Source organism: Streptomyces griseoaurantiacus (assembly GCF_036189845.1).
Taxonomy (GTDB): Bacteria; Actinomycetota; Actinomycetes; order Streptomycetales; family Streptomycetaceae; genus Streptomyces; species Streptomyces griseoaurantiacus.
The window spans coordinates 74,498-93,038 of sequence record NZ_CP108327.1 but is presented as its reverse complement, the minus strand read 5'-3'; the positions used below and the strand labels follow the sequence as shown (position 1 = coordinate 93,038).

Annotated in this window: 16 protein-coding genes; 7 read left to right on the top strand and 9 right to left on the bottom strand. The window is 68.7% G+C overall.

The genetic code is table 11. The features are described 5' to 3' along the window. Positions 1-8 precede the first annotated feature (8 nt). The gene (locus OHB09_RS32890; RefSeq protein ID WP_328923101.1) at positions 9-923 is read left to right on the top strand and encodes an SUMF1/EgtB/PvdO family nonheme iron enzyme; all 915 of its coding nucleotides are present in this window, start codon (positions 9-11) and stop codon (positions 921-923) included. Between the two features lie 468 nt (positions 924-1,391). Here the strand turns inward: OHB09_RS32890 and OHB09_RS32885 are convergent, their stop codons facing one another. Further along, on the bottom strand, positions 1,392-2,033 hold the full coding sequence (locus OHB09_RS32885) for a hypothetical protein (protein WP_328923100.1): 642 nt from the start codon (positions 2,031-2,033) through the stop codon (positions 1,392-1,394). Between the two features lie 180 nt (positions 2,034-2,213). Between OHB09_RS32885 and OHB09_RS32880 the strand changes: the two genes are divergently transcribed. Then, entirely contained in the window at positions 2,214-3,263 is a 1,050-nt protein-coding gene (locus tag OHB09_RS32880) for a site-specific integrase (protein ID WP_328923099.1), read from the top strand. A 450-nt stretch (positions 3,264-3,713) separates the two neighbouring features. On the opposite strand, the gene OHB09_RS32875 is transcribed toward OHB09_RS32880, so the two are convergent. The 3 genes from OHB09_RS32875 to OHB09_RS32865 all read right to left on the bottom strand — a co-directional run bounded on the left by OHB09_RS32875 (position 3,714) and on the right by OHB09_RS32865 (position 6,718). Continuing rightward, the gene (locus OHB09_RS32875; RefSeq protein ID WP_455363907.1) at positions 3,714-4,802 is read right to left on the bottom strand and encodes a recombinase family protein; all 1,089 of its coding nucleotides are present in this window, start codon (positions 4,800-4,802) and stop codon (positions 3,714-3,716) included. A gap of 237 nt (positions 4,803-5,039) precedes the next feature. Then, positions 5,040-5,774, bottom strand: coding sequence for an ABC-2 transporter permease (locus tag OHB09_RS32870; RefSeq protein WP_328923097.1), 735 nt, complete (start codon positions 5,772-5,774; stop codon positions 5,040-5,042). 2 nt (positions 5,775-5,776) lie between these two features. Further along, on the bottom strand, positions 5,777-6,718 hold the full coding sequence (locus OHB09_RS32865; RefSeq protein ID WP_328923096.1) for an ABC transporter ATP-binding protein: 942 nt from the start codon (positions 6,716-6,718) through the stop codon (positions 5,777-5,779). Positions 6,719-6,825: 107 nt separating this feature from the next. Here OHB09_RS32865 and OHB09_RS32860 point away from each other — a divergent pair, with 107 nt between their 5' ends. Then, positions 6,826-8,037, top strand: coding sequence for a sensor histidine kinase (locus tag OHB09_RS32860; RefSeq protein ID WP_328923095.1), 1,212 nt, complete (start codon positions 6,826-6,828; stop codon positions 8,035-8,037). Positions 8,038-8,055: 18 nt separating this feature from the next. Next, entirely contained in the window at positions 8,056-8,718 is a 663-nt protein-coding gene (locus OHB09_RS32855; protein ID WP_328923094.1) for a response regulator transcription factor, read from the top strand. Positions 8,719-8,809: 91 nt separating this feature from the next. On the opposite strand, the gene OHB09_RS32850 is transcribed toward OHB09_RS32855, so the two are convergent. Then, on the bottom strand, positions 8,810-11,956 hold the full coding sequence (locus OHB09_RS32850; protein ID WP_328923093.1) for a Tn3 family transposase: 3,147 nt from the start codon (positions 11,954-11,956) through the stop codon (positions 8,810-8,812). 698 nt (positions 11,957-12,654) lie between these two features. On the opposite strand from OHB09_RS32850, the gene OHB09_RS32845 reads away from it, so the two are divergent. Further along, entirely contained in the window at positions 12,655-13,359 is a 705-nt protein-coding gene (locus OHB09_RS32845; protein ID WP_328923092.1) for a hypothetical protein, read from the top strand. A 41-nt stretch (positions 13,360-13,400) separates the two neighbouring features. Then, positions 13,401-13,688: a hypothetical protein gene (locus OHB09_RS32840; RefSeq protein WP_328923091.1), complete on the top strand. Its 288-nt coding sequence runs from the start codon at positions 13,401-13,403 to the stop codon at positions 13,686-13,688. 271 nt (positions 13,689-13,959) lie between these two features. Here the strand turns inward: OHB09_RS32840 and OHB09_RS32835 are convergent, their stop codons facing one another. The 4 genes from OHB09_RS32835 to OHB09_RS32820 all read right to left on the bottom strand — a co-directional run bounded on the left by OHB09_RS32835 (position 13,960) and on the right by OHB09_RS32820 (position 16,699). Beyond that, positions 13,960-14,748 carry a calcium-binding protein gene (locus OHB09_RS32835; protein WP_328923090.1) on the bottom strand — a complete coding sequence of 263 codons (789 nt, stop codon included), beginning with the start codon at positions 14,746-14,748 and terminating at the stop codon, positions 13,960-13,962. A 205-nt stretch (positions 14,749-14,953) separates the two neighbouring features. Further along, positions 14,954-15,430: a GNAT family N-acetyltransferase gene (locus tag OHB09_RS32830; RefSeq protein WP_328923171.1), complete on the bottom strand. Its 477-nt coding sequence runs from the start codon at positions 15,428-15,430 to the stop codon at positions 14,954-14,956. Beyond that, positions 15,420-16,130 carry a class I SAM-dependent methyltransferase gene (locus OHB09_RS32825; RefSeq protein ID WP_407077371.1) on the bottom strand — a complete coding sequence of 237 codons (711 nt, stop codon included), beginning with the start codon at positions 16,128-16,130 and terminating at the stop codon, positions 15,420-15,422. The genes OHB09_RS32830 and OHB09_RS32825 overlap by 11 nt, the downstream gene beginning before the upstream one ends. A 104-nt stretch (positions 16,131-16,234) precedes the next feature. Then, positions 16,235-16,699, bottom strand: a complete 465-nt coding sequence (locus OHB09_RS32820; RefSeq protein ID WP_328923089.1) for a glycine-rich domain-containing protein — start codon at positions 16,697-16,699, stop codon at positions 16,235-16,237. Positions 16,700-16,884: 185 nt separating this feature from the next. Here OHB09_RS32820 and OHB09_RS32815 point away from each other — a divergent pair, with 185 nt between their 5' ends. Next, complete coding sequence (locus tag OHB09_RS32815) at positions 16,885-18,180, top strand: helix-turn-helix transcriptional regulator (RefSeq protein ID WP_328923088.1); 1,296 nt, start codon at positions 16,885-16,887, stop codon at positions 18,178-18,180. Positions 18,181-18,541: the final 361 nt, after the last annotated feature.

The following is an 18,541-nucleotide window of genomic DNA, read 5'->3' as shown; positions in this document are numbered from 1 at the left end:
GAGCCACTATGACGGTGGTCGTACGGTGGACCGGGCTCGAGGTCCTTGCCCTCCGCAAGGCTTTGCGCAAGACCGGCCGGGACTTCGCCGCCGAAGTCGGTGTCAGCCACCGCATGCTGACCAAGTGGGAAACCCGCGGGGAGCAGATCACCCCGCGGGCCGGGAACCAGGCCGCACTGGACACCCTGCTCGCCACCGCCGGCCTCGAAGCGCAGGAGCGTTTCGCGGCGGCCGTCACCGAGCGGGCCGCGGCCGTCCAGGACGCGCGGGCCGAGGAGCTGCTGCGCCGCGAACCCCGGTACACGAAGAGCCCCGTCGACGGGAAGCTCATGGTGACCGTGGACGAGGGCATCTACCTGTCCGGGCCGAAGAACACCCCTGCCTGGACCGAGGCGTACCTCATCGACGTCTACCCGGTCACGAACGCCGACTACGCCCGGTTCGTGCGCGCCACCGGGCACCGCGTCCCACAGCACTGGCCCGACGGGAGGTGCCCCGACAGCCTGTGCGACCATCCTGTGGTGTGGGTGACCTGGCATGACGCGGCCGCCTACGCCAAGTGGGCCGGGAAGTCGCTGCCGACGAGCCGGCAGTGGGAGAAGGCGGCCCGCGGCTCCAAGGGGCGCACCTACCCCTGGGGGGACGAGCCGACGGCCGCCAAGTGCAACGTCCTGGACAGCGGGATGGGGCGCACCACCCCCGTCTTCCGCTACCAGTCCGGAGTGAGCCCGTACGGCGTGTTCGACCTGTGCGGGAACACCTGGGAGTGGTGCGCCGACGAGACGCAGCCCGGCCGACACGAGCTGAAGGGCAGCGCGTTCACCTCCCCGTTCACGCGCGCGGCCCCCTCGCTGGTGAACGACGCCGACGCCACCATGTTCGACAACGACACCGGTTTCCGCTGCGTCGGTGCGGGCCCGTGAGACACGGCCCGGGCCCGCACCGACCAGCCTCCGGCTCCCGGTGGTCTCCGCGCCGCCGCGCTGCGACCGGGCCTGCCTGACCGCGGGGTGGGCGGGGCCGCCGTACGCGGGGCCGGCGGCGAGCGAGGCGCTCTGCGCGCGCCCCGTGGGTGCGGTCATGGGCGGTGTCGGCGGTGGGGGAGCCGTCCGGTCACCGGTCGGCCCGGGTCACAATCCTTAAGCGTTTCTCCATCTTGGACTGACGCGCGTCGACGGCGGCAAGGTGAGCATCGCCGGTCCGGTGCACCCCCACGGGCACCCCGGTCGTTCCGCACGACACGACACGACACGACACGGCACGGGGTGCGGGAGGCCTGCACGGCCAACTTGGCGGAGGGCGGATGCTGGGGGGCGTGCGCTCTTCGTACAGCCCGGTATCGCCGTGAACGCCCGGCCAAACGCACCTGCGACTGCCGACGCCGGTCGAGATCAGGCACGGGTGTCGTAGACGGCCCGGTCGGAGTCGGTCCTGACCAGGAGGCCGGATGCGGCCAGGTCCCTGAGGATCTGACGAGCCCGCTTGTCACTCGCCTTGTGGCCGGCGTCATCGAGTGCGGTGACGGCACGCCGGGTGTCCCAGGTGCCGCCCTGCGCCCGGACGGCCCTTTCCAGGGCGGCGGCCTGGGTAAGGCGGTGTTCCGCCCACTCCTCGGGCTCGGTCTCGACGTTCCGGATCGCGGTGAAGAACGCCGGCACGAGGTCTTCGTCCATGTCGTACCCGACCACCTTGCCGAAGCCGGGGCCGACGGGAGTGATCGGCGGATGGATGCTCTCGGGCCACAGGCCACGCAGGGCGCCGCGCTGGAGGAGCCGCTTCAGGGCGGCGCTGTGTCCGCGAAGACTCGTCGTCTCGTCGTCGCGGAGGTCCTCGGAAGCGACGTAGCCGTCGCCGGCGACGCAGAGCTTGACGATGCGGCGGGCGCGCTGGGGCAGTGACCGGTAGTACTGCTCGGCTCTCTCCGGGGTCCAGGTCGCGCCCACCTCGACCTCGGAGGCGTGTTCGGCAAGGAGGGCGAGGAGGCGCTGCTGGAAGTCGTGCGTGGGGTGATCGATGGTGACGGTGATCTTCAACGGGCTCCCCTTGCAACGGACGAGACCTAACGGTGCTATGACGGGAGCACAGTAACCGAGGACGGCTCATCTGCTCATGCTCGGAGTGCGAGGTACGGCGCGGCCGCCATGGATCCCGGATAAGCTCCCCATATCAAGAGTCCATGCGGACGCTGCCATATCCGGTAAACGGGGCCAGACGTGTCAGATAATCAGAAGTCGGTTGACCCGGTTGTCGTCCCGGCGGCGTCGACCCTGCCGGAGGAGTACGACTCGGCGACCCGCGCCGTACTCGACCACATCGACCGCCAGGCCGTGCGCGTCGTCACCGACGGCCGTCCGGAAAGCACCCGTCGAAGCTACGCCCAGGACTGGACGAGCTGGACCAGGTTCTGTGCCGACTCCGGCGTGCCCGTACTCGCCGTCACTCAGGGCACGTTGGTGATGTTCGTCGAGTGGCTGTGGACCCAGCCCGGAGCAAAGAAGGGGACGTGCACCGCGCCGTCGACCATCGACCGGCGGATCTCCGGCACCGTGGTGACCGCCCGCGCCGAGCACGGCGTACGGCTGGAGGACGGTATCGCGCGCCTCGCCCGCAAACGCCTCAAGCAACTGATGAAGGAGATGGAGGAGAAGGGGGAGACCCGCGGCCGGGGCCAGGCTCCGCCGCTGCTCGTGGAGCACCTGGTGAAGATCAGTGCCGCCTGCCCGGACAACCTGCGGGGCATCCGCGACCGCGCCTTGGTCCTCATGCACTTCGCCGTCGCCGGCCGCGAGCACGAACTCGCCTTCAACCGGGTCCGCGACTACGCCGAGACGTCCGGCGGCATCCAGGCCGACCTGCGTGTCTCCAAGGTTCGCCCCCGCGTCGTCCCGGTCCCCTACGGCTCCCGACCCTCGATCTGCCCGGTCCGCGCCTGGCAGGCATGGAAGGAGGCGGCCGCCCTCACCGACCCGGACGGCTACGCCTGGCGTCGCCTGCACAACCGCTGGAACACCGTCCTGAAGGGTGGCCTGGCGCCCGAGTCCATCGGCGACATCGTCACCCGCGCCGGCGAGCGGGCCGGGATCGAGATCCGCTTCACCGGTCACAGCCCCCGCCGCGGCCTCGCCACATCGTCCCGTCTGAAGGGCCACGACCAGATCGTCATCGCCAAGCAGGGCGGATGGGCACCGCACTCCAAGGTCCTCGCGGGCTACCTCGAAGTCGTCGACCAGTGGGAGGACAACGCCCTGCTCGGCCTGCTGTAGGGGCGTGACGAGCAGAATTCCAGGCCGGCCGCGTTGTGCGCGGAGGCCTGGAATCTGCGCTCGGTGAGCATTTTCAGCGTTGCCTCTCCAGGGTGAGGACTTGGACCTGGTGCCCTACCCGCGCTTCTGACAGTCGTCGGGACCCATCGCCACCTGTTCGCATGGCGGCGCGCTCCGTCACCTGGCCACGATCGGCCGTGTGCGGGAGCTGTTGACGGTGCCGCTCTGGACCGGGCGGTGGGCGCCGCCCCGGCCGACCGGCATCGCGCTGCACTGAGGCCGCCCAAGCGCCGTTGTCGTCCGGGGCCGGGCGTCCGCGGCTGATCGCGTCGATGGCAAAGCACCGAGGGGATCAGCCCGTCTCATCGGGATACGCCGGCATCTGCTCTCCCGGGTGTGAGTAGTTGAGGTACAGGAAATCCCGGTGAGATTGATCTTGCTGGGATTCTCCTACTGGTCGCCGTTCCGGGCCTGTGCGAGCAGCTGGGCCACCAGGTCGTCGGATCCGCCTTCGGCCTGGCGGGCCAGGTCGTCCAGCACGGTGTCGCCGTCGAGGACCTGCGCTGTGAGCCGTTCCATCAGCGCCGGGTCGGTGCCGCTGCCGGGCCCGGTGATGCGGGCGCGGACCGGACGGCGCGGGCCGATGACCTGTGCATCGTCGGACCCGGCGGTTTCTTCGTCCTCGGCGAGCGCCCGGTACAGCGAGGCGACCGAGGGGTGCTTGCCCGCGTTCTTGCCGGTCTTGATGGTGAGCTTGCCCGCGATCTCGGGGACGGGGACGCCGCGGTCCCGCAGCGCGCGGGCGAACAGTAGCGAGTCGTCATCGATGACCTTGGGCCGTCCGCCGTGGTTGCCTTTGGCGGCCGCGGCCTGCTGTCCCTCCAGCGTCTTCTCTCGGATGTAGTTGCGGTCGAGCTGGGCGGCGACGGCGAGGACGGCGAAGAACATCGCGCCCATGCCGTTGGGGTCGTAGATGCCGGTGAGCGGGCCGGTGAGGAGTTCGAGCTGAACGCCGGCGTCCTGGAGCTGGCCGGAGAGAGTCATCAGCTCGGCGGCGTTGCGGGCCAGGCGCTTGAGTTCGTGGACGGTGAGGATGACCTCCTGGTCGGGGGCGGCCTCCTTGATGTCGTACGCCAGCTTGAGGGCCTTCTCCAGCTCGGGCCGGGTCTTGATGCGGGTGGAGATCTTCTCGGAGAAGATCCGCTTGCAGACCGGTTCAAGCGCGGCGAGCTGGGAGGCGAGTTCCTGCTGGGCGGTCGAGCAGCGGGCGTACCCGATCCGGATCGGCTTGGCCGCGGCGGCGGCCGGCAGGGCCGGGGCGGGCGGGCCCGCCTTCCACGGCCGCCCGGGGCCGCGGTCCTCCGGTACGAGTACCTCCAGCTCCTCACGGAGCGCGGGCACGAGGATGAAGCGTGCGGTGTGGTACTTCGTCGCGCACTTTCCGCTGCGGGTGCGGCATGGGCTCCCGGCCGGGGCATCACACTTCGGACAGTCGTTTCGTTCTACCGCGTTTGCGGCTTGATCGGGCGTCAGGTCCACCCGTGCAGTCTGTCAGAAACGTCTCGCACAACACGCAGGTTTTGAGAGGGGTTCTGCGAACGGCGACCTGCGGATTCGTGAGCGGTCCCGGGGTGTTCGCAGAACTCTCGCAACTGGTCATTTGTGAGAGCCGCTGCCTGCCATGTTCCCGCCCAGACGGCGAAGCCAGACCTGACCACCCGTGTGCTTATTCATGGCGCCGCCCCCGGCGCGGGGCGAGTGCCGGTTACCGCGTTGTCAGGCATCACGTCGGTGCACTGCCCACCAACCCGCCACGAGCGCGGCTGCCGCCCACAGCGCAGTCACGGCGAGACCTGTCCAAGCGCCAAGGCCTCCTGCCGGGTCCTGGTGGAGGACTTGTTGTCCGGCACGGTCGGGAAGATAGGAGGCGGCGCCCTCGGCGATGCCTCCGACCACGAAGGACACGATCAGGATGAAGGGGATGAGCAGGCTGAGTACAGCGACGGCGCTGCGCAGGAGGAAAGTGAGTCCCGTAGCAAACAAGGCCATCAGAGCGAGGTAGATCCCCCCGCCGATGCAGGCCCGCAAGGCTCCCGGCTCACCGAGGCCGATAGCGTACTTTCCTAGGAACGCCTGGCCCGCGAAGAAGGTGGCGAACGCGGTGGCGAGTCCCACGACGAGGGCGGCCGTGGCCACGATTGCCGTCTTGGCCGCGTAGAGGAGACCCCGGCGTGGCACCGCCGACAGGGAGATCCGAAGGGCACCGCCCGCGTATTCGGAGGATACGGCGGTGGCCCCGAAGGCGATCGCGGCGATCTGCGCGAAGTTGATCGCGTAGAAGGCTCCGAAGACGGGATCTTCGCCGCCTTCCGCCTCTGCGCGGCCTACAGTGGCGAACACGAGCAGGGTGATGGCCAGCGTGGCGGCGAAGACCGCGAGGAGTGATCCGAAGCTCGACCGGACTGACCTGATTTTGATCCACTCGGAGTGGAGTACCGCGGGGACAGACATGGTCAGGCCTCCTGTGGGGCGGTCGGGAACGCGGGGGCCTCGGCGGCGAATTCCGCCTCGGCGGCCGTGAGAGCGAGGTAGGCCTGCTCCAGGGAGGCACGTTCGTCGGTGAGTTCGAGGACGGGGATGCCCTCGCGGGCTGCGGCGGCTCCGATCTGTTCGGCTGTGGCGCCGTCGACGATCCATCGGCCGTCATCGTCTTCCGCGACCGTGTGTCCCTGGGCCAGCAGTGCAGCCCGAAGTCGGCTGGGGTCACTGGTGCGTACGCGTACGCGTGGGTGGCTGTGTTGTTCGATGAAGTCCTGTTTCGGGATGTCGGCGAGGAGTCGACCCTTGCCGAGGATGACGAGATGGTCGGCGAAAGCTGCGGTCTCGTTCATCAGGTGGCTGGAGACCAGGACCGTGCGGCCTTCGCGAGCGAGCTGGCGCAGCAAGTGGCGGATCCAGATGATCCCTTCTGGGTCGAGGCCGTTGGTGGGCTCGTCCAGCATGAGGACGGGTGGATCCCCGAGGAGTGCGGCGGCGATGCCGAGCCGCTGGCGCATGCCGAGCGAGAAGGTTCTGATACGGCGGTGTGCGACAGCGGTGAGACCGGTGTTCTGAAGGACGTCGTCCACGCGGCGTGCCGGGAGGCGGTTGCTGACGGCGAGGAAGCGCAGATGGTCCCGTGCGGTTCGGGAACCGTGGGCGGCCTGCGCGTCCAGTAGGGAGCCGACGGTGCGCAGGGGCTCGCGCAACGTCGCATAGGGGTGGCCGCCGACCGTGACGGTGCCGGAGGTGGGGCGGTCCAGGCCGAGGACGAGGCGCATGGTGGTGGACTTGCCGGCACCGTTAGGCCCGAGGAACCCGGTGACCCGGCCCGGTTCGATGCTGCACGTCAGACGGTCGACAGCCCGAATGCCGCGGTACTCCTTGGTGAGTTCTTTGACGTCGATGCTGGTCATGGCCTCAGCGTGGTCCGGCAAGCGTGGGCAGGCATCCCCCGCCCGGGGAGAGCGTCTCCCCCGCACGGGGGAGACGGCGGCCCCTTCTGCTCTGTCACGATGTCGGCATGCCGGGCTTCCTGCTGCCGCTGACACGTGCGGTGACCTATACGCGCTGGCTGCACATGCTGGTGGGTGCGATCGTGCCGTTCGCCTGCGCCATGGTCTATCCGGGGCTGAGCGACCCGTCACCGCACGACTGGTTGCTGGTCGCGGTCCTTCCCATCCCCCTGGCTCTGGCCGCTGGCATGGTGCCCTCGGTCCGTCATGCGGAGGGGCTGCAGGCGCGGCTGATGCTGTTTCCCGGGCCGCACGCCCGCGTGAGGAATGTCGAGGACCCTGGTGTCTCCACCGTTTTCTCCGCTTCGTGGACCGACCGGGCGAGAACCGGTGCCTGGCTGGTCCTGCGTCTGGAAGCAGGGCTCGCCCTCGCACTGGTGACCAACACCTTGCTGACACTCGCGCTGTCGCTTGCCGGGACGGCCGCCGGGGAGCCCGGCCTCGCCGACCCGCTGCCGTACATTTCGGGTGCGGGCTGGGTGTATGTCCTGCTGGCACCGGTGCCCGTGCTGGCGCTGGTCATGGTGGCCGCCGGGGCGGGGGCGCTCATGGCCCAAGCCGCTCGCCGACTGCTCGGGCCGTCGGTCAAGGAGCGGCTGGCCGAGTTGGAAAAGCGCACCGATCAGCTGCTGGAACGCAACGAAATTGCACGGGAGTTGCACGACACGCTCGGCCACGCGCTGACCTTGGCCGTGGTCCAGGCCGGTGCCGCCCGGGCGGCAGGCGACCCGGATTTCACCGACCGGGCGCTGGAGGCCATCGAGGAAACGGGACGGGCCGCGCTGGAGGACCTGGACCGCGTCCTGCTCCTACTGCGCGAGACAGGACAGCCAGCCGGCGCACGCCCGGCTCTCGACGAGGCGGGCCGTCTGCTGGATTCCGCGCGGTCCTCGGGTGCGCAGGTCGACGCCGAAGTGACCGGACCGTTGGAACACCTTCCGGGGCCGGTCTCCCGCGAGGCCTACCGGATGCTTCAGGAAGCCCTCACCAACGTGCTGCGGCACGCGGGCCCTGTCCGCATCGGCGTGCGCATCGCCGTCGAGGCAGCGCGGCTGCGGCTTGAGGTGCGCAATCCGTTGCCCGATCCGGCACCGGTGGCCGGCACGGGCGGTGACAGAGGACTGCGCGGGATCCGTGAACGTGCCGCTTTGCTCGGGGGCGAAGCCAAAGCGGGACAGCACGGCGACCACTGGCTGCTGCACGTCGATCTGCCGCTGTAGTTGATCTAGGCTGACCGGATGCCGCTCACCGTTCTCCTGGTCGACGATGAGCCGCTCGTACGGGCCGGGCTGCGCGCCGTGCTGGAGGCTCAGCCGGACATCGAAGTGGCGGGCGAGGCCGCCGACGGGGCCGCCGTGATCCCCTTGGTACGGCAACTGCGCCCCGCCGTCATCGTCATGGACGTACGCATGCCGCTGATGGACGGCATCGAGGCGACACGGACGGTGCTGCGCACCATAGCGGACCCGCCGAAGATCGTGGTGGTGACGACCTTCGAGAACGACGAGTACGTGTACGGGGCGCTGCGCGCGGGAGCCGACGGCTTCCTGCTCAAGCGGGCCCGGCCAGCCGAGATCGTGCACGCCGTACGGCTGGTGGCCGAGGGAGACTCCCTGCTGTTCCCAGCGGCGGTGCGGCAGCTGGCTTCCTCTTACAGCCGGGACCACGGCAATACCGCCGCCCGGACCGCCATGGAGCGTGCCGCACTGACCGAGCGCGAGGAGGAGGTGCTGCGTCTCATGGCGCAAGGCCTGTCGAACGCAGAGATCGCCGCACGCCTGGTGGTGGGGACCGAGACCGTGAAGTCGCACGTCAGCTCCGTACTGGCGAAACTTGGCGCACGGGACCGCACCCAGGCAGTCATCGCGGCATACGAGTCCGGCTTCGTCTCCCCGGGCTGAGGATCGGGCTGCGACCGGCGACTGTAACGTTCGTCGTCCTGCTCCGCGGGGCGGACGCCGATCGGTCTACTGACGCGTCCGGCCAGGCCTGTCAGTCCAGGCTGCCGTCGTCTTCCTCGTCCAGTTCGGGCGCGTCCGGGTCGCGCAGCGGGCGCAGACCCTGACCGGGGCCGCTGGCCTTGAAGTTGAACAGGTAGCGCCCCAGGAAGTTGATGTGCCGGTCCTTGAGCGGGGAGAGCCGGGCGATGTCCTCGTCCTTGATGTCGTGGCCCTCGGCGCGGAGCCGGGTGATGGCGGCGTCGAGATAGCGGGTGTTCCACAGGACCACGGCGTTGAGGACGAGACCCAGACTGGCCAGCTGGTCCTCCTGGCCCTCGCGGTATGCCTGGCGGATCTGGCCCCGGCCCCCGTGGCAGATGGCGCGGGCCAGGCGGTGACGGGACTCCTGCACGGTCAGCTGCCGGTTCATCAGCCGACGGTAGGTGTCATCGACCGGGTCGACCAGGGCGAGCAGGTGCATGGTCTTGTCGATGCGGCCGTACTCGGCGAACGCGGCGCCGAGCGGGGTGGGATGTCCCTCGCGGCCGAACATCCGCAGCAGGTCGTAGGCGCGGACCTGGTTGGTGATCAGCGATCCTGCGACGCGGAGCATGTCCGGCCAGTGTGTGGCGATCCGCTTGAGGTTGACCTTGTTGCAGGCCACAGCCTCCAGTGGCCCGTACCCGGCGGCCGGCATCTCACCATCGGGCAGGTCCGCGCGCCAGAACCGCTGGTCGGCCAGGTCTCGAAAGCGCGGAGCGAAGCGGAAGCCGAGCATCTTGTACAGCCCGAAGGCCATGTCGGAGTACGAAGCGTTGTCGGTCGCCACCATCTCCGGCCTCACTCCGCCGTCGAGGTTCAGCAGGGTGTCCAGCGTGTAGAGGCTGTCGCGCGGGGTGCCGCGCACGACCATCGCACCGATTCCGGCGACCTGATCGTTTACTGCGTTGAGCCAGGTCACGCCGCGTTTGTAGCCGTAGTACTTGGGTGAGGGGCCCGTGTTGATGCTCTTGACGGGGACGACGAAGCGCAGGCCGTCGACGGAGGCGAGCAGCCCGCCGCCCCACATCTGGGCCAGCTCGATGCGGGACTGGGCGGTGATGAGCGCGGCGTTCGCCGCGGCGATGGTGTCGGCGCGCACATAGTTCTGGTCGACGTGGGACAGGCGCGAGCGGGTCAGCGCCTTGTTCTCCGGGTCGATGACCGGAGTCAGGCCGATGTTGCAGCTCTCAGAGACCAGCAGGGCGACCAGGGAGACGAGCAAGCCCTCCATACGGGTGCGCCGGTCGGAGACGTGGCCGAAGGAGTCGAGGAAGCCGGTCCAGGAGTGGACCTCGAACAGCAGGTCCGGCAGGTCGATGCGGGGCAGCATGGCCTCGGTGGTGGTCTTCAGCCAGGTCAGCGACTCGGGTTCGCCCACCGCGCCGAGCTTGTCGACCGACAGTCGGGCACGGCCGCCGCCCTCGGGAACGACGATCTCCACCTTCGCGTCGGCGCCAGCCTCCTCCAGCCGGTCGGCCATCTGCCGCCACGCCGCATCGAGCCCGCGGGTGAGCTGGGCCAGGTGCTCGCCGGCGTCCTCGGTCAGAGACAGGCCCGCCAGCACATCCGTGCGCATCGCCTCCCACCGCGGGCCGTCCAGCAGCCGGGCGCGGGGGTCGGCCCACCGGTTCGAGGGGGCAGCGAACACGTCGCGGCGGTTCAGGGCGCGGTGCAGCTGCTCCAGCACGCACACCACGTACGCGTCGCGATCGACGGCTCCCTGCGGCAGGTTGGCGTTGGAGAACACCGCACGACGCCACACCGCCGGGACCAGCTCGGCGTCGACCTCGCGGGGCAGCAACGGCCGGTCCTTGACCCGGCGGCGCGAGAGCACGGGAAGACGGCGCACCGCCTTCAGGACGCGCCGCCCGGCCGGGGCCGCGCCCAGTGCCTCCGACTCGCCCAGCAGGGAGAGGAACGGGCGCACGGTGTTGTAGCGCAGGGCCAGCTTCTCGCGCATTGCCGCTTCAGCCGACCCGTCGTCCTCCGGCACCAGGGCCTCGACAGTCGCAACCGCCCCGGACACTGCCGTACGCGGCACGGCCTCCTCCACCGCCGCCCACAGCGCGGCCACGTCCAGGTCCGTCTCATGCTCGGCGACCAGGTCCAGCTCCTCGGTGAGGATCTTCGATGCCTTCGCCAGAATGCGCGCAGCCTTTTCCAACTGCGGCAGCATCGCGAGACGCTCGCGGTCCGAGGCCCGCCGCGCGGGACTGATCAGCCGGTTCGCCATCAGCACCGCGAACAGGTCCAGCGCGTCATCGACCGCCTGCGCCTCCAGCTGACGCACCACCGCCGTCAACAAGGCCGTGCGCCGCGGCTCCGGCGCCCGTTCGATCGTCTGCGCCTTGCTCAGCTGCCCGTACCGCGCCAGCGTGGACAAACGGTTCACCGGAACCCGGGAAAGGTTCACCCGGCCCAGCGCGAACGCGGAGATCTCCTCCACCCGCTGCATGGCCCGGACCATCGCAGTCCCCGTCGACTTCACCGGCGGCGTGCGCAACCGCTCCAACTCCGAGACCCGCTTGCCCTCCGGCACCGCCAGCAACGCAGCCAAGGCCGGCGCGAGCGCGGGATCGGCGCGGCCGGTGGCCCTGGCCACCGCCTGGTACAGGCGCCGCTCGGCCGCCGTGCGGGCCTCCGACACCTGCCGGGCCAGCACCGAGACGCCCGGCAGCAACACACGGTTCTTCCGCAGCCACGTCACCGCGTGATTGAACAGTGCCACCGGACCCTCGGCGTGCGTCCACGCCCGCCCGTACAGGAAGCCGCGGAACTCCCGGCCCCACCGCCGGTCGGTGAAGTCCCGGTACCTGAACCGCTCCTGGATCTGCGCCGCATGCTCGTACACCGTCGACCTGCGCTCCGGATACCGCTTCACGCACGAAGCATCCTCGATGCCGAGCTGCCCGGCCAGATACTCCACAGCCTCCCACGGCACGGCGAGGGGGTCCTCGCCCAGAAACCGGCCGATGTAGCGGACCGTGCAGATCTGCACCGCCATCCCCAGCCGGTGCGCGTCCGTACGCCGCAGCGCGATCAGATCACGGTCGTCATCATCGAGGAAGAAGAAGCGCTCCAGCTCCGGGCGCGTGGGCACCTCGGTGAACGTTCCGTACGCCTCGGCCTGCTCATCAGTCAGAAATTCCACCGGCACGAAGTGGACCGTAGCCAGCACCGACGCCCGCCCGGCCTCATTCCGTGAACCCCAGCGGAGCCGCCGATCGGTGTGCTAGCCGACCATGATCGTTCTCACCGGGATTTTCTGTACCTCAACTACTCACACCCGTCTCCGCGGTCACGCAAGGCGGCACCGTCGTGACCCTCGCTCAGGGGAGGTCGGCACGAAGGCGAACGGAACCGCACATATTGCGCCCACGCAAGTGAGTGAATTGCCCCGAACAAACCAGTTGCAATCCTTCCGCGTGACCAGTTCTGGCCATTTTCATCCCTCGGGCAGCTGTGGACCGATTACATCTCTATCATTCACTGGTCAGCTCCCTCGCATCCTTGGAATGGAAGCATATGTTAAGACGCATGCGCGGATGGAGTGCAATGATCATTGCGATTGCACTTTTCTTCTTTCTATTCGATGCATCCGCAAGTGCTGCTCAAGGCAGCGATGGCAGTGCAACTTGGAGCATCCCGAAGGGGCTTCTCGATACGTCTCCAGCCGCCCTCATTCCCAGCGATGCAATCTCCTCGCGAAGTGCATCCGCTGGAACTCCGGGGAGCTGTAGATCGACCAGTGACATACACGTAGGCCAGAAATTCACGCCCGAAACTCCGGGATACTTGATGTCCGTCAATTGGGCGGGAGGCGGTACCCTTACGTGTACGGCACCCATGCTGCTCATGCAGTACGACCAGTGGGCGACCGCCCCTGATGGGGGAACGCATTATATCGCCACCGGGGAGTGTGCAGGATGCTCAACTCTTGCGACGATCAACTCCGGATATTCCTGCATACAGGATGGTAGTGCAGGATCGGATTGCAGTGGCGTCTGGTACGTCACCGCAGAAGCAATATATGAAGCTCCTCCCGGCTTTGAGTGGGCTCCACCGAATTCAAACTGTGAGGTCGCAGGTCAAATCCTTACGTGCACGGCAAGCGCCAAGGCCGGTACGGCAGCCCTGTTCAGCGGACCGGAACCAGTACGTTGCACCGAAACAGTGACCACCAACTGCGTGCATTTGCCCACTGCCATGCGTGAGGTTCCACGGCTGAGTGAAAAAGCCCTGACCGATATATACAATATTCACTACGTAGATGTTCCGGCGGGGGTAGAACCTGCACAAGACAAGTCGGCATTCTATGCCGGGACCACTCCGAGTCGTCTGCAAAAAATACTTCTGAAGGCGCTTGAGGGTGACAGTGCCGAGTGGCAGCCGGCCAGTTCGGGATACTACGAGAAAGATTTTACCTATTATCCCAACGGTGGCGGCCTCTCTGAATATGTAGGCGTAAAATCCGCGAACAATGGAGGAGCCGATACGGCCGACGTTACTGTCGTAGCGGACGCGCACACCGGGCAAGTGATAACCATGTATCCCAAGTGAGCCCTGCGAGTCTCGATATACGTGTACCGGAGCGAGGCCCCATGAGTCTTGGAATGTACGTATTGGATCGGTCGGGGCGGCAAACGAGATACTTCAGCGATGACGTGAATAACAGCTTCATGAGAATCTGCGAGTCCGCCCCGCCGGAGAGTGTGCGCAGCGGTGTCATGAAATACGGAGACACTATGTTCAACAGGAATCAGCTGGTGAGGTTGATCGAGGAGCTCGAAGCACTCGAAGGGGGACCTCCAGCGGTTGTCATCGACATCCTCGACGCAGCTCGATACGCCTGGCGCGAAAGTCTGTACCTCTTCATCAGGGGAGACTGATGCCAATGCCATGCTCCAGCCACCGAACAGCCCGGTGAAAGCCGCCGATTGTCCCGGAGCGCCAGGACGTTGACCTTGGTCCGAGTCATGGTCGGCTGCGCAAACTCGCCATCACCCTCCTCCGCCGCAACGGACACAAGCTCTGTCCGTTGCGGGCACCGAGGTCAGCACCCGATCGGTGGTCACGCTGAAAGGCTTCGTGAGAGAAGGGCCGCTCTTCGGTTCGGGCCTTCTGCGTCTTGCTGGGAAGGCAGAAGGCCCTTCCAGAGGGTTACTTCACGTTGACGTAGTCCGCCGTGGAGGCGACCGCCGGGGTGGTGGACGTGCCGGCGAAGGAGTAGCGGAAGTAACCGTCCGCCGTGGCCTTCGTCGTCGTCTTCAGGTTGCCCTTGCTGTCCGTCGTGACGGTCTTGAGGGTCTTGTAGGAACTGGTGCCCTTCTTCTTGAACTGCAGCTTCACCGGCTGCTTGGTGTAGCCCGCGTACTTGTAGGTTTCCCAGTTGGCGCGGGTCAGGGCGCCCTTGACGGTGATCGTCTTGTTCTTCTTCACCGGTTCCGGCGTGGCGTTGACCGTCAGCCTGGAGTTGCGGAGGACTTTCGCCTTGGCGGCGGAATCCTTGGTGAGGTAGTCACCGTCGTTGGCCAGGACGTGGGCACTCACGGTCCACGTCCCGGCCGTGGTGTTGTCCTGGGGGTGGATGCGCGGATTCATTTTCAGCACCCAGGTGCAGGTGGTCGTGGTGGCGCTCTGGTCCACGCACGTGCCCGCGATGTCTTCCGGGCCAACGAGACCGTAGTAGTCGCCGTTCGGGAGCGGGGTGTGCCACATGACGGGGAAGGTGTTCCCGGTCTCGATGCCCGAGTCGTCCGCAGCGGTCACCGCGATGGTGAACGTCTTCACCTCCGTGGTCCCCAGGACGATGTCCTTCCCTCCGTTGACGACAACCTTCGTGATCTTGATGTCGCCCGAGTAGTCGTCCGCCTGGGCGGCTACCGGAATCGTGAGCGCGGACAGGGCGAGAGCCCCGGCGAAGCCGGCCACGGCGATGCGGTGATGCATGAAGGCGTGTCCCCAAGTTCCAGCGCCTCAGGAACGTCCCGAGGCGGAGCTGACGCTGCCCCCCCGATACGCGGGGAACACACACATGACCATCACATCGCGGGAATGGTTGCCCATCACGTGGCTGTCAGAACGATCGGGGGCTCATGTACCGGGCCGTTCCCGTGTAAGTGCACAAGAGAGCATCGCCAGGGGCCCGGCAACGTCACAGGGGTCGTGACGGCTGAGCAGCCCGCGACAGGGCCGCCCACTCACGGTCGAGGACGGCGTGCAGGACGGAGTCGCGCCACTGGCCGGCCTTGAGGACATGCTCGCGGATGGTGCCCTCTTTGACCATGCCCGCGGCCGCCGTGGTCTTCGCTGAAGCTTCGCTCCGCGGGGCCCGCGCTCCCCGGATGCGGTGCAGGGCCGAGGTCGTCGAAGCCGAGGGTGAGCAGAAGCCCACGGTCTCGAGCCCGTAGCCGACACCCCACACACCCGGGCGCAGCGCGAAGCCGATGTTGGCTCCGTGCTGCTGGTGGGGGTCGGTGGTCAGACGGCCGAACCCGATCAGTGCACTGGTGTTCCGCTCCACGGCCGCGAGGGCGAACTCCGCGCGGGGTGTCACTGTGGCAGCGGCGATGGAATGGGCCAGCAGCTGCCCGACCTGCCCACGGGCCCGCGGTTCGAAGTCACACGGCAGGACGGCCGGGGCGGAACGCGGTGACCAGGAGCGTGTCGGCGGCGCGCGGTCCGGCCCCGCCGGGCAGCGTCTCGGCGCTGATCCGGGTGAAGCCGGCCTCGTCGAGGAGCTTGGTCCACACCTGTTCCTGGAGAATCCAGCGGTGCATGGTGGCCGCCGCACCGTCAGGGGTCTTCGCGCCGATTTCGGTGTGCTGCACGTCGGCGTGGGCGGGTTCGCCGCCGAGGTGATGGGCGAGGGTCGAGAACACGAGACGGCCGCCCGGGCGCAGGGCGGCGGCTGCCGCCGGGAGCAGCTCATGTGGCTCGGTGAAGTCGAGGGCCCCGAAGAGGCTGTAGAGCACGTCGTAGGAGTCGGCCGTCGCGTGGAGGTGCCGGGGCACGTCGGAGTGGACCAGGCGCAGTCGGGAGGCAAGGCGGCCGTACAGGTCCTGGGCCATGGCGTGCTGGGCGGGCGAGGCGTCGACGGCGAAGACGCGGGAGGGCCGGTGGTGGACAGCCAGGTGGGCGGCGTGCCGGGCGGCACCGGCGCCGAGGTCGCCGACACAACGCCCGGTGACGTCGCCGAGGGCTTCGGCTCCGGGCCCGGCGTTCTGGCCCCAGTTCCAGAAGAAGCGGTCGGGCACGGTGCGGTCGAGGGCGTGACGGGTGCGGCCGTAGTGGTGCCAGAGGTCTGCGGTGGGGGTGATCACGCCGCCCATCCTGGCGGGCGCTACCGCGCGACGGGCCGGTTCGCGGGAATGTCACCCGGGGGCGCCGTCAGGCCCCGGCCGCCCGGCCGGGGCCTGCGGTCACCATGCGGGGGTCAGTGCGAATCGTTGCCGGGGTGGCAGGGGCCGCACTTGGCGGCGTCCGCCCACAGGGGCAGGTCGACACTCCAGCCGTCGGCGGCGATCAGGTCGGCCGTGCGCAGCACGGAGCCGTCGTCCTTGAACTCGACCTCGGGGACGTGGTGGAGGAAGTGCCCGCCGTTGAAGCGCTCGCACAGCTCGAGGTAGCTGACGGTGTCGAGGATGATCGCGTGGACACCGACGTCGACGAGCGCGCTCGGGGCGAGGCCGAGGCCTTCGCCCCGGTGCCGCATGGCGGTCAGCAGGTAGGCGTATCCCTGCTCGAGGACGCGGGCCGCCATGACGGAGTCGTAGGGGTAGTCCCGCATGAGGAGTCCGACCTGCTTGTCCCACAGCGCGGGCGGCACGACCTCGCGGGACGCACGGGTGGTGCCGGTCGTCGGCTCGGTGGCCAGAGAGGGTTCGGTGACGGTAGCCATGATGCCTCCGGTGGACGGTGCCCCGCGGCTCGGGGCGGCGTGTCCAGCACACTGCGGCAGCCGACGGCATGGTGGTCGTCTGCCGTTCGGCGCAATGCGCTTGCACGGCCTGCAAACCGTCTCGACTCGAGTCGGCGGCGCCTTTACCGTGGGACGCCCCCGGTAGTGCGGCGTGGGAGGGTCCAGTGCCCGTAGACCCGCTCTGGAACAGCACGACGGCACGCCAGTTATGCGAGCAACGATGCCCCGGCGCCCTGATCCGGCTGGGGCGCGAGCACCGGTCATGGACTCAGACCGACCTCGGTGAGCGGATCGGCTGTTCGGCGGCAACGGTGTCCCGGCTCGAACGCCGTTCACGCGTGGCCGACTTGGCGCTCGTACACCTGGCGGCGGCCGAGGTCGGTGTGCCCCGACCCATCCTGATGACTTCTCTGGCGCCACCGTCCCCGGCGGCACCGGGCGGCACTAGAGTGACGGCCAGCCCGCGTGACGCCGAGGAGGACCCCATGCGCCGCCGCACGTTGCTCACCGCCACGGCGGCCGCCGGACCGGCAGCCCTGCTCATGGGGCTGGACGAAGCTCTCGCCGCCACCCCGGCGCCGACGAGTGGCCTGGGCCCTTTGGACGGCCGCCTGGCCGCGGCCCGGGATCTGTACGACAAGGGCGTGCACGGCCGGCTCCTGGCGGTGCTGCCCGGCCTCATCGCGGACGGGCACCGCGCCGCAGCCTCCCGCCGGGATCTCGACCAGGCGCGGCTGTCCTCGGTCTACACGCTGGCCTCCTCAGTTCTCAGCAAGGTCGGCTCGTACGAGCGGGCGCGGCTCACCGCCGACCGCGCCCGTACCTGGGCCGAAGTGTCCGGGTCCCCGCTCGCGGCTGCGGCCGCCGCACGGGAGCTGGCGATCGTGCTGCGCCACCAGGACCGCCACGGCGAAGCCCAGCGCCTCATGACGTCGGCAGCCACCGACGTCGAAGCGACCGGTCTGCGCACCGACGCCTCCGCGGCCGCCTACGCGCAGATGCTGTGCACCCTGGCCTACACGGCCGCGCGGGGCGGGCAGCGGGCCGAGGCATTGTCGATGGTCGAAGAGGCACGACGCTCCGCCCGACGTCTGCCCGGGACACCGCCGCCGGGCCGCCTGTTCCCCATCGGCCCGGCCGCCGTCGACCTGTACGCGGTCGGCGTGCACTGGGCGCTCGGCGACGCCGGTGCCGCCCTGGAGGCAGGGAAGGACCTGCGGGCCGACCAGTTCCCGACTGCCGAGCGCAAGGCACGGCTGGGCACGGACATGGCACGGGCCTGGTGGGCCTGGAACCGGCCCGAGCAGGCCGCCCGCGCGCTCCTGGACGCGCACCGGGCCAGCCCCGGCGAGGTCCGCGACCGGCCCGCGATCCGGAGCATCGTCAACGAACTGGCCGAGCGGCACCCGCGAACCGCGGGCGTACGCGAGCTGCACGCCGCCGTGGCGACGGCCGGCTGACCCGACCACCGTGACCGGCCAGAGGCCCGCGCGCCCCCGCGTCACCGAGACGGCACGCACCCGCGCCTTGTAGCGGGCCTCGTACGCCACGGCTTCCGCCGCCGGCCACCGGGCAGATCATCCACCGCACGGATCTCGCCCTGGTGCCGCTGGACCGCCTTGTTCTGCCAGTCGTAGTCCGCCCACGCCTCTGCGGGCACCTTGACCTACTGGGCCACGTACTCCACCGCAGCGGTCGGCACCTCCTGGGCCGACAGAAGGAACCGGGCTTCCACCTGGAGAAGTTTGGCAGCAGCGCGACCCCGAGCCGAGTCGCCCCGAACGTGTTCCACCTCCGAGTTATGTCGTCTTCCAACAAGGC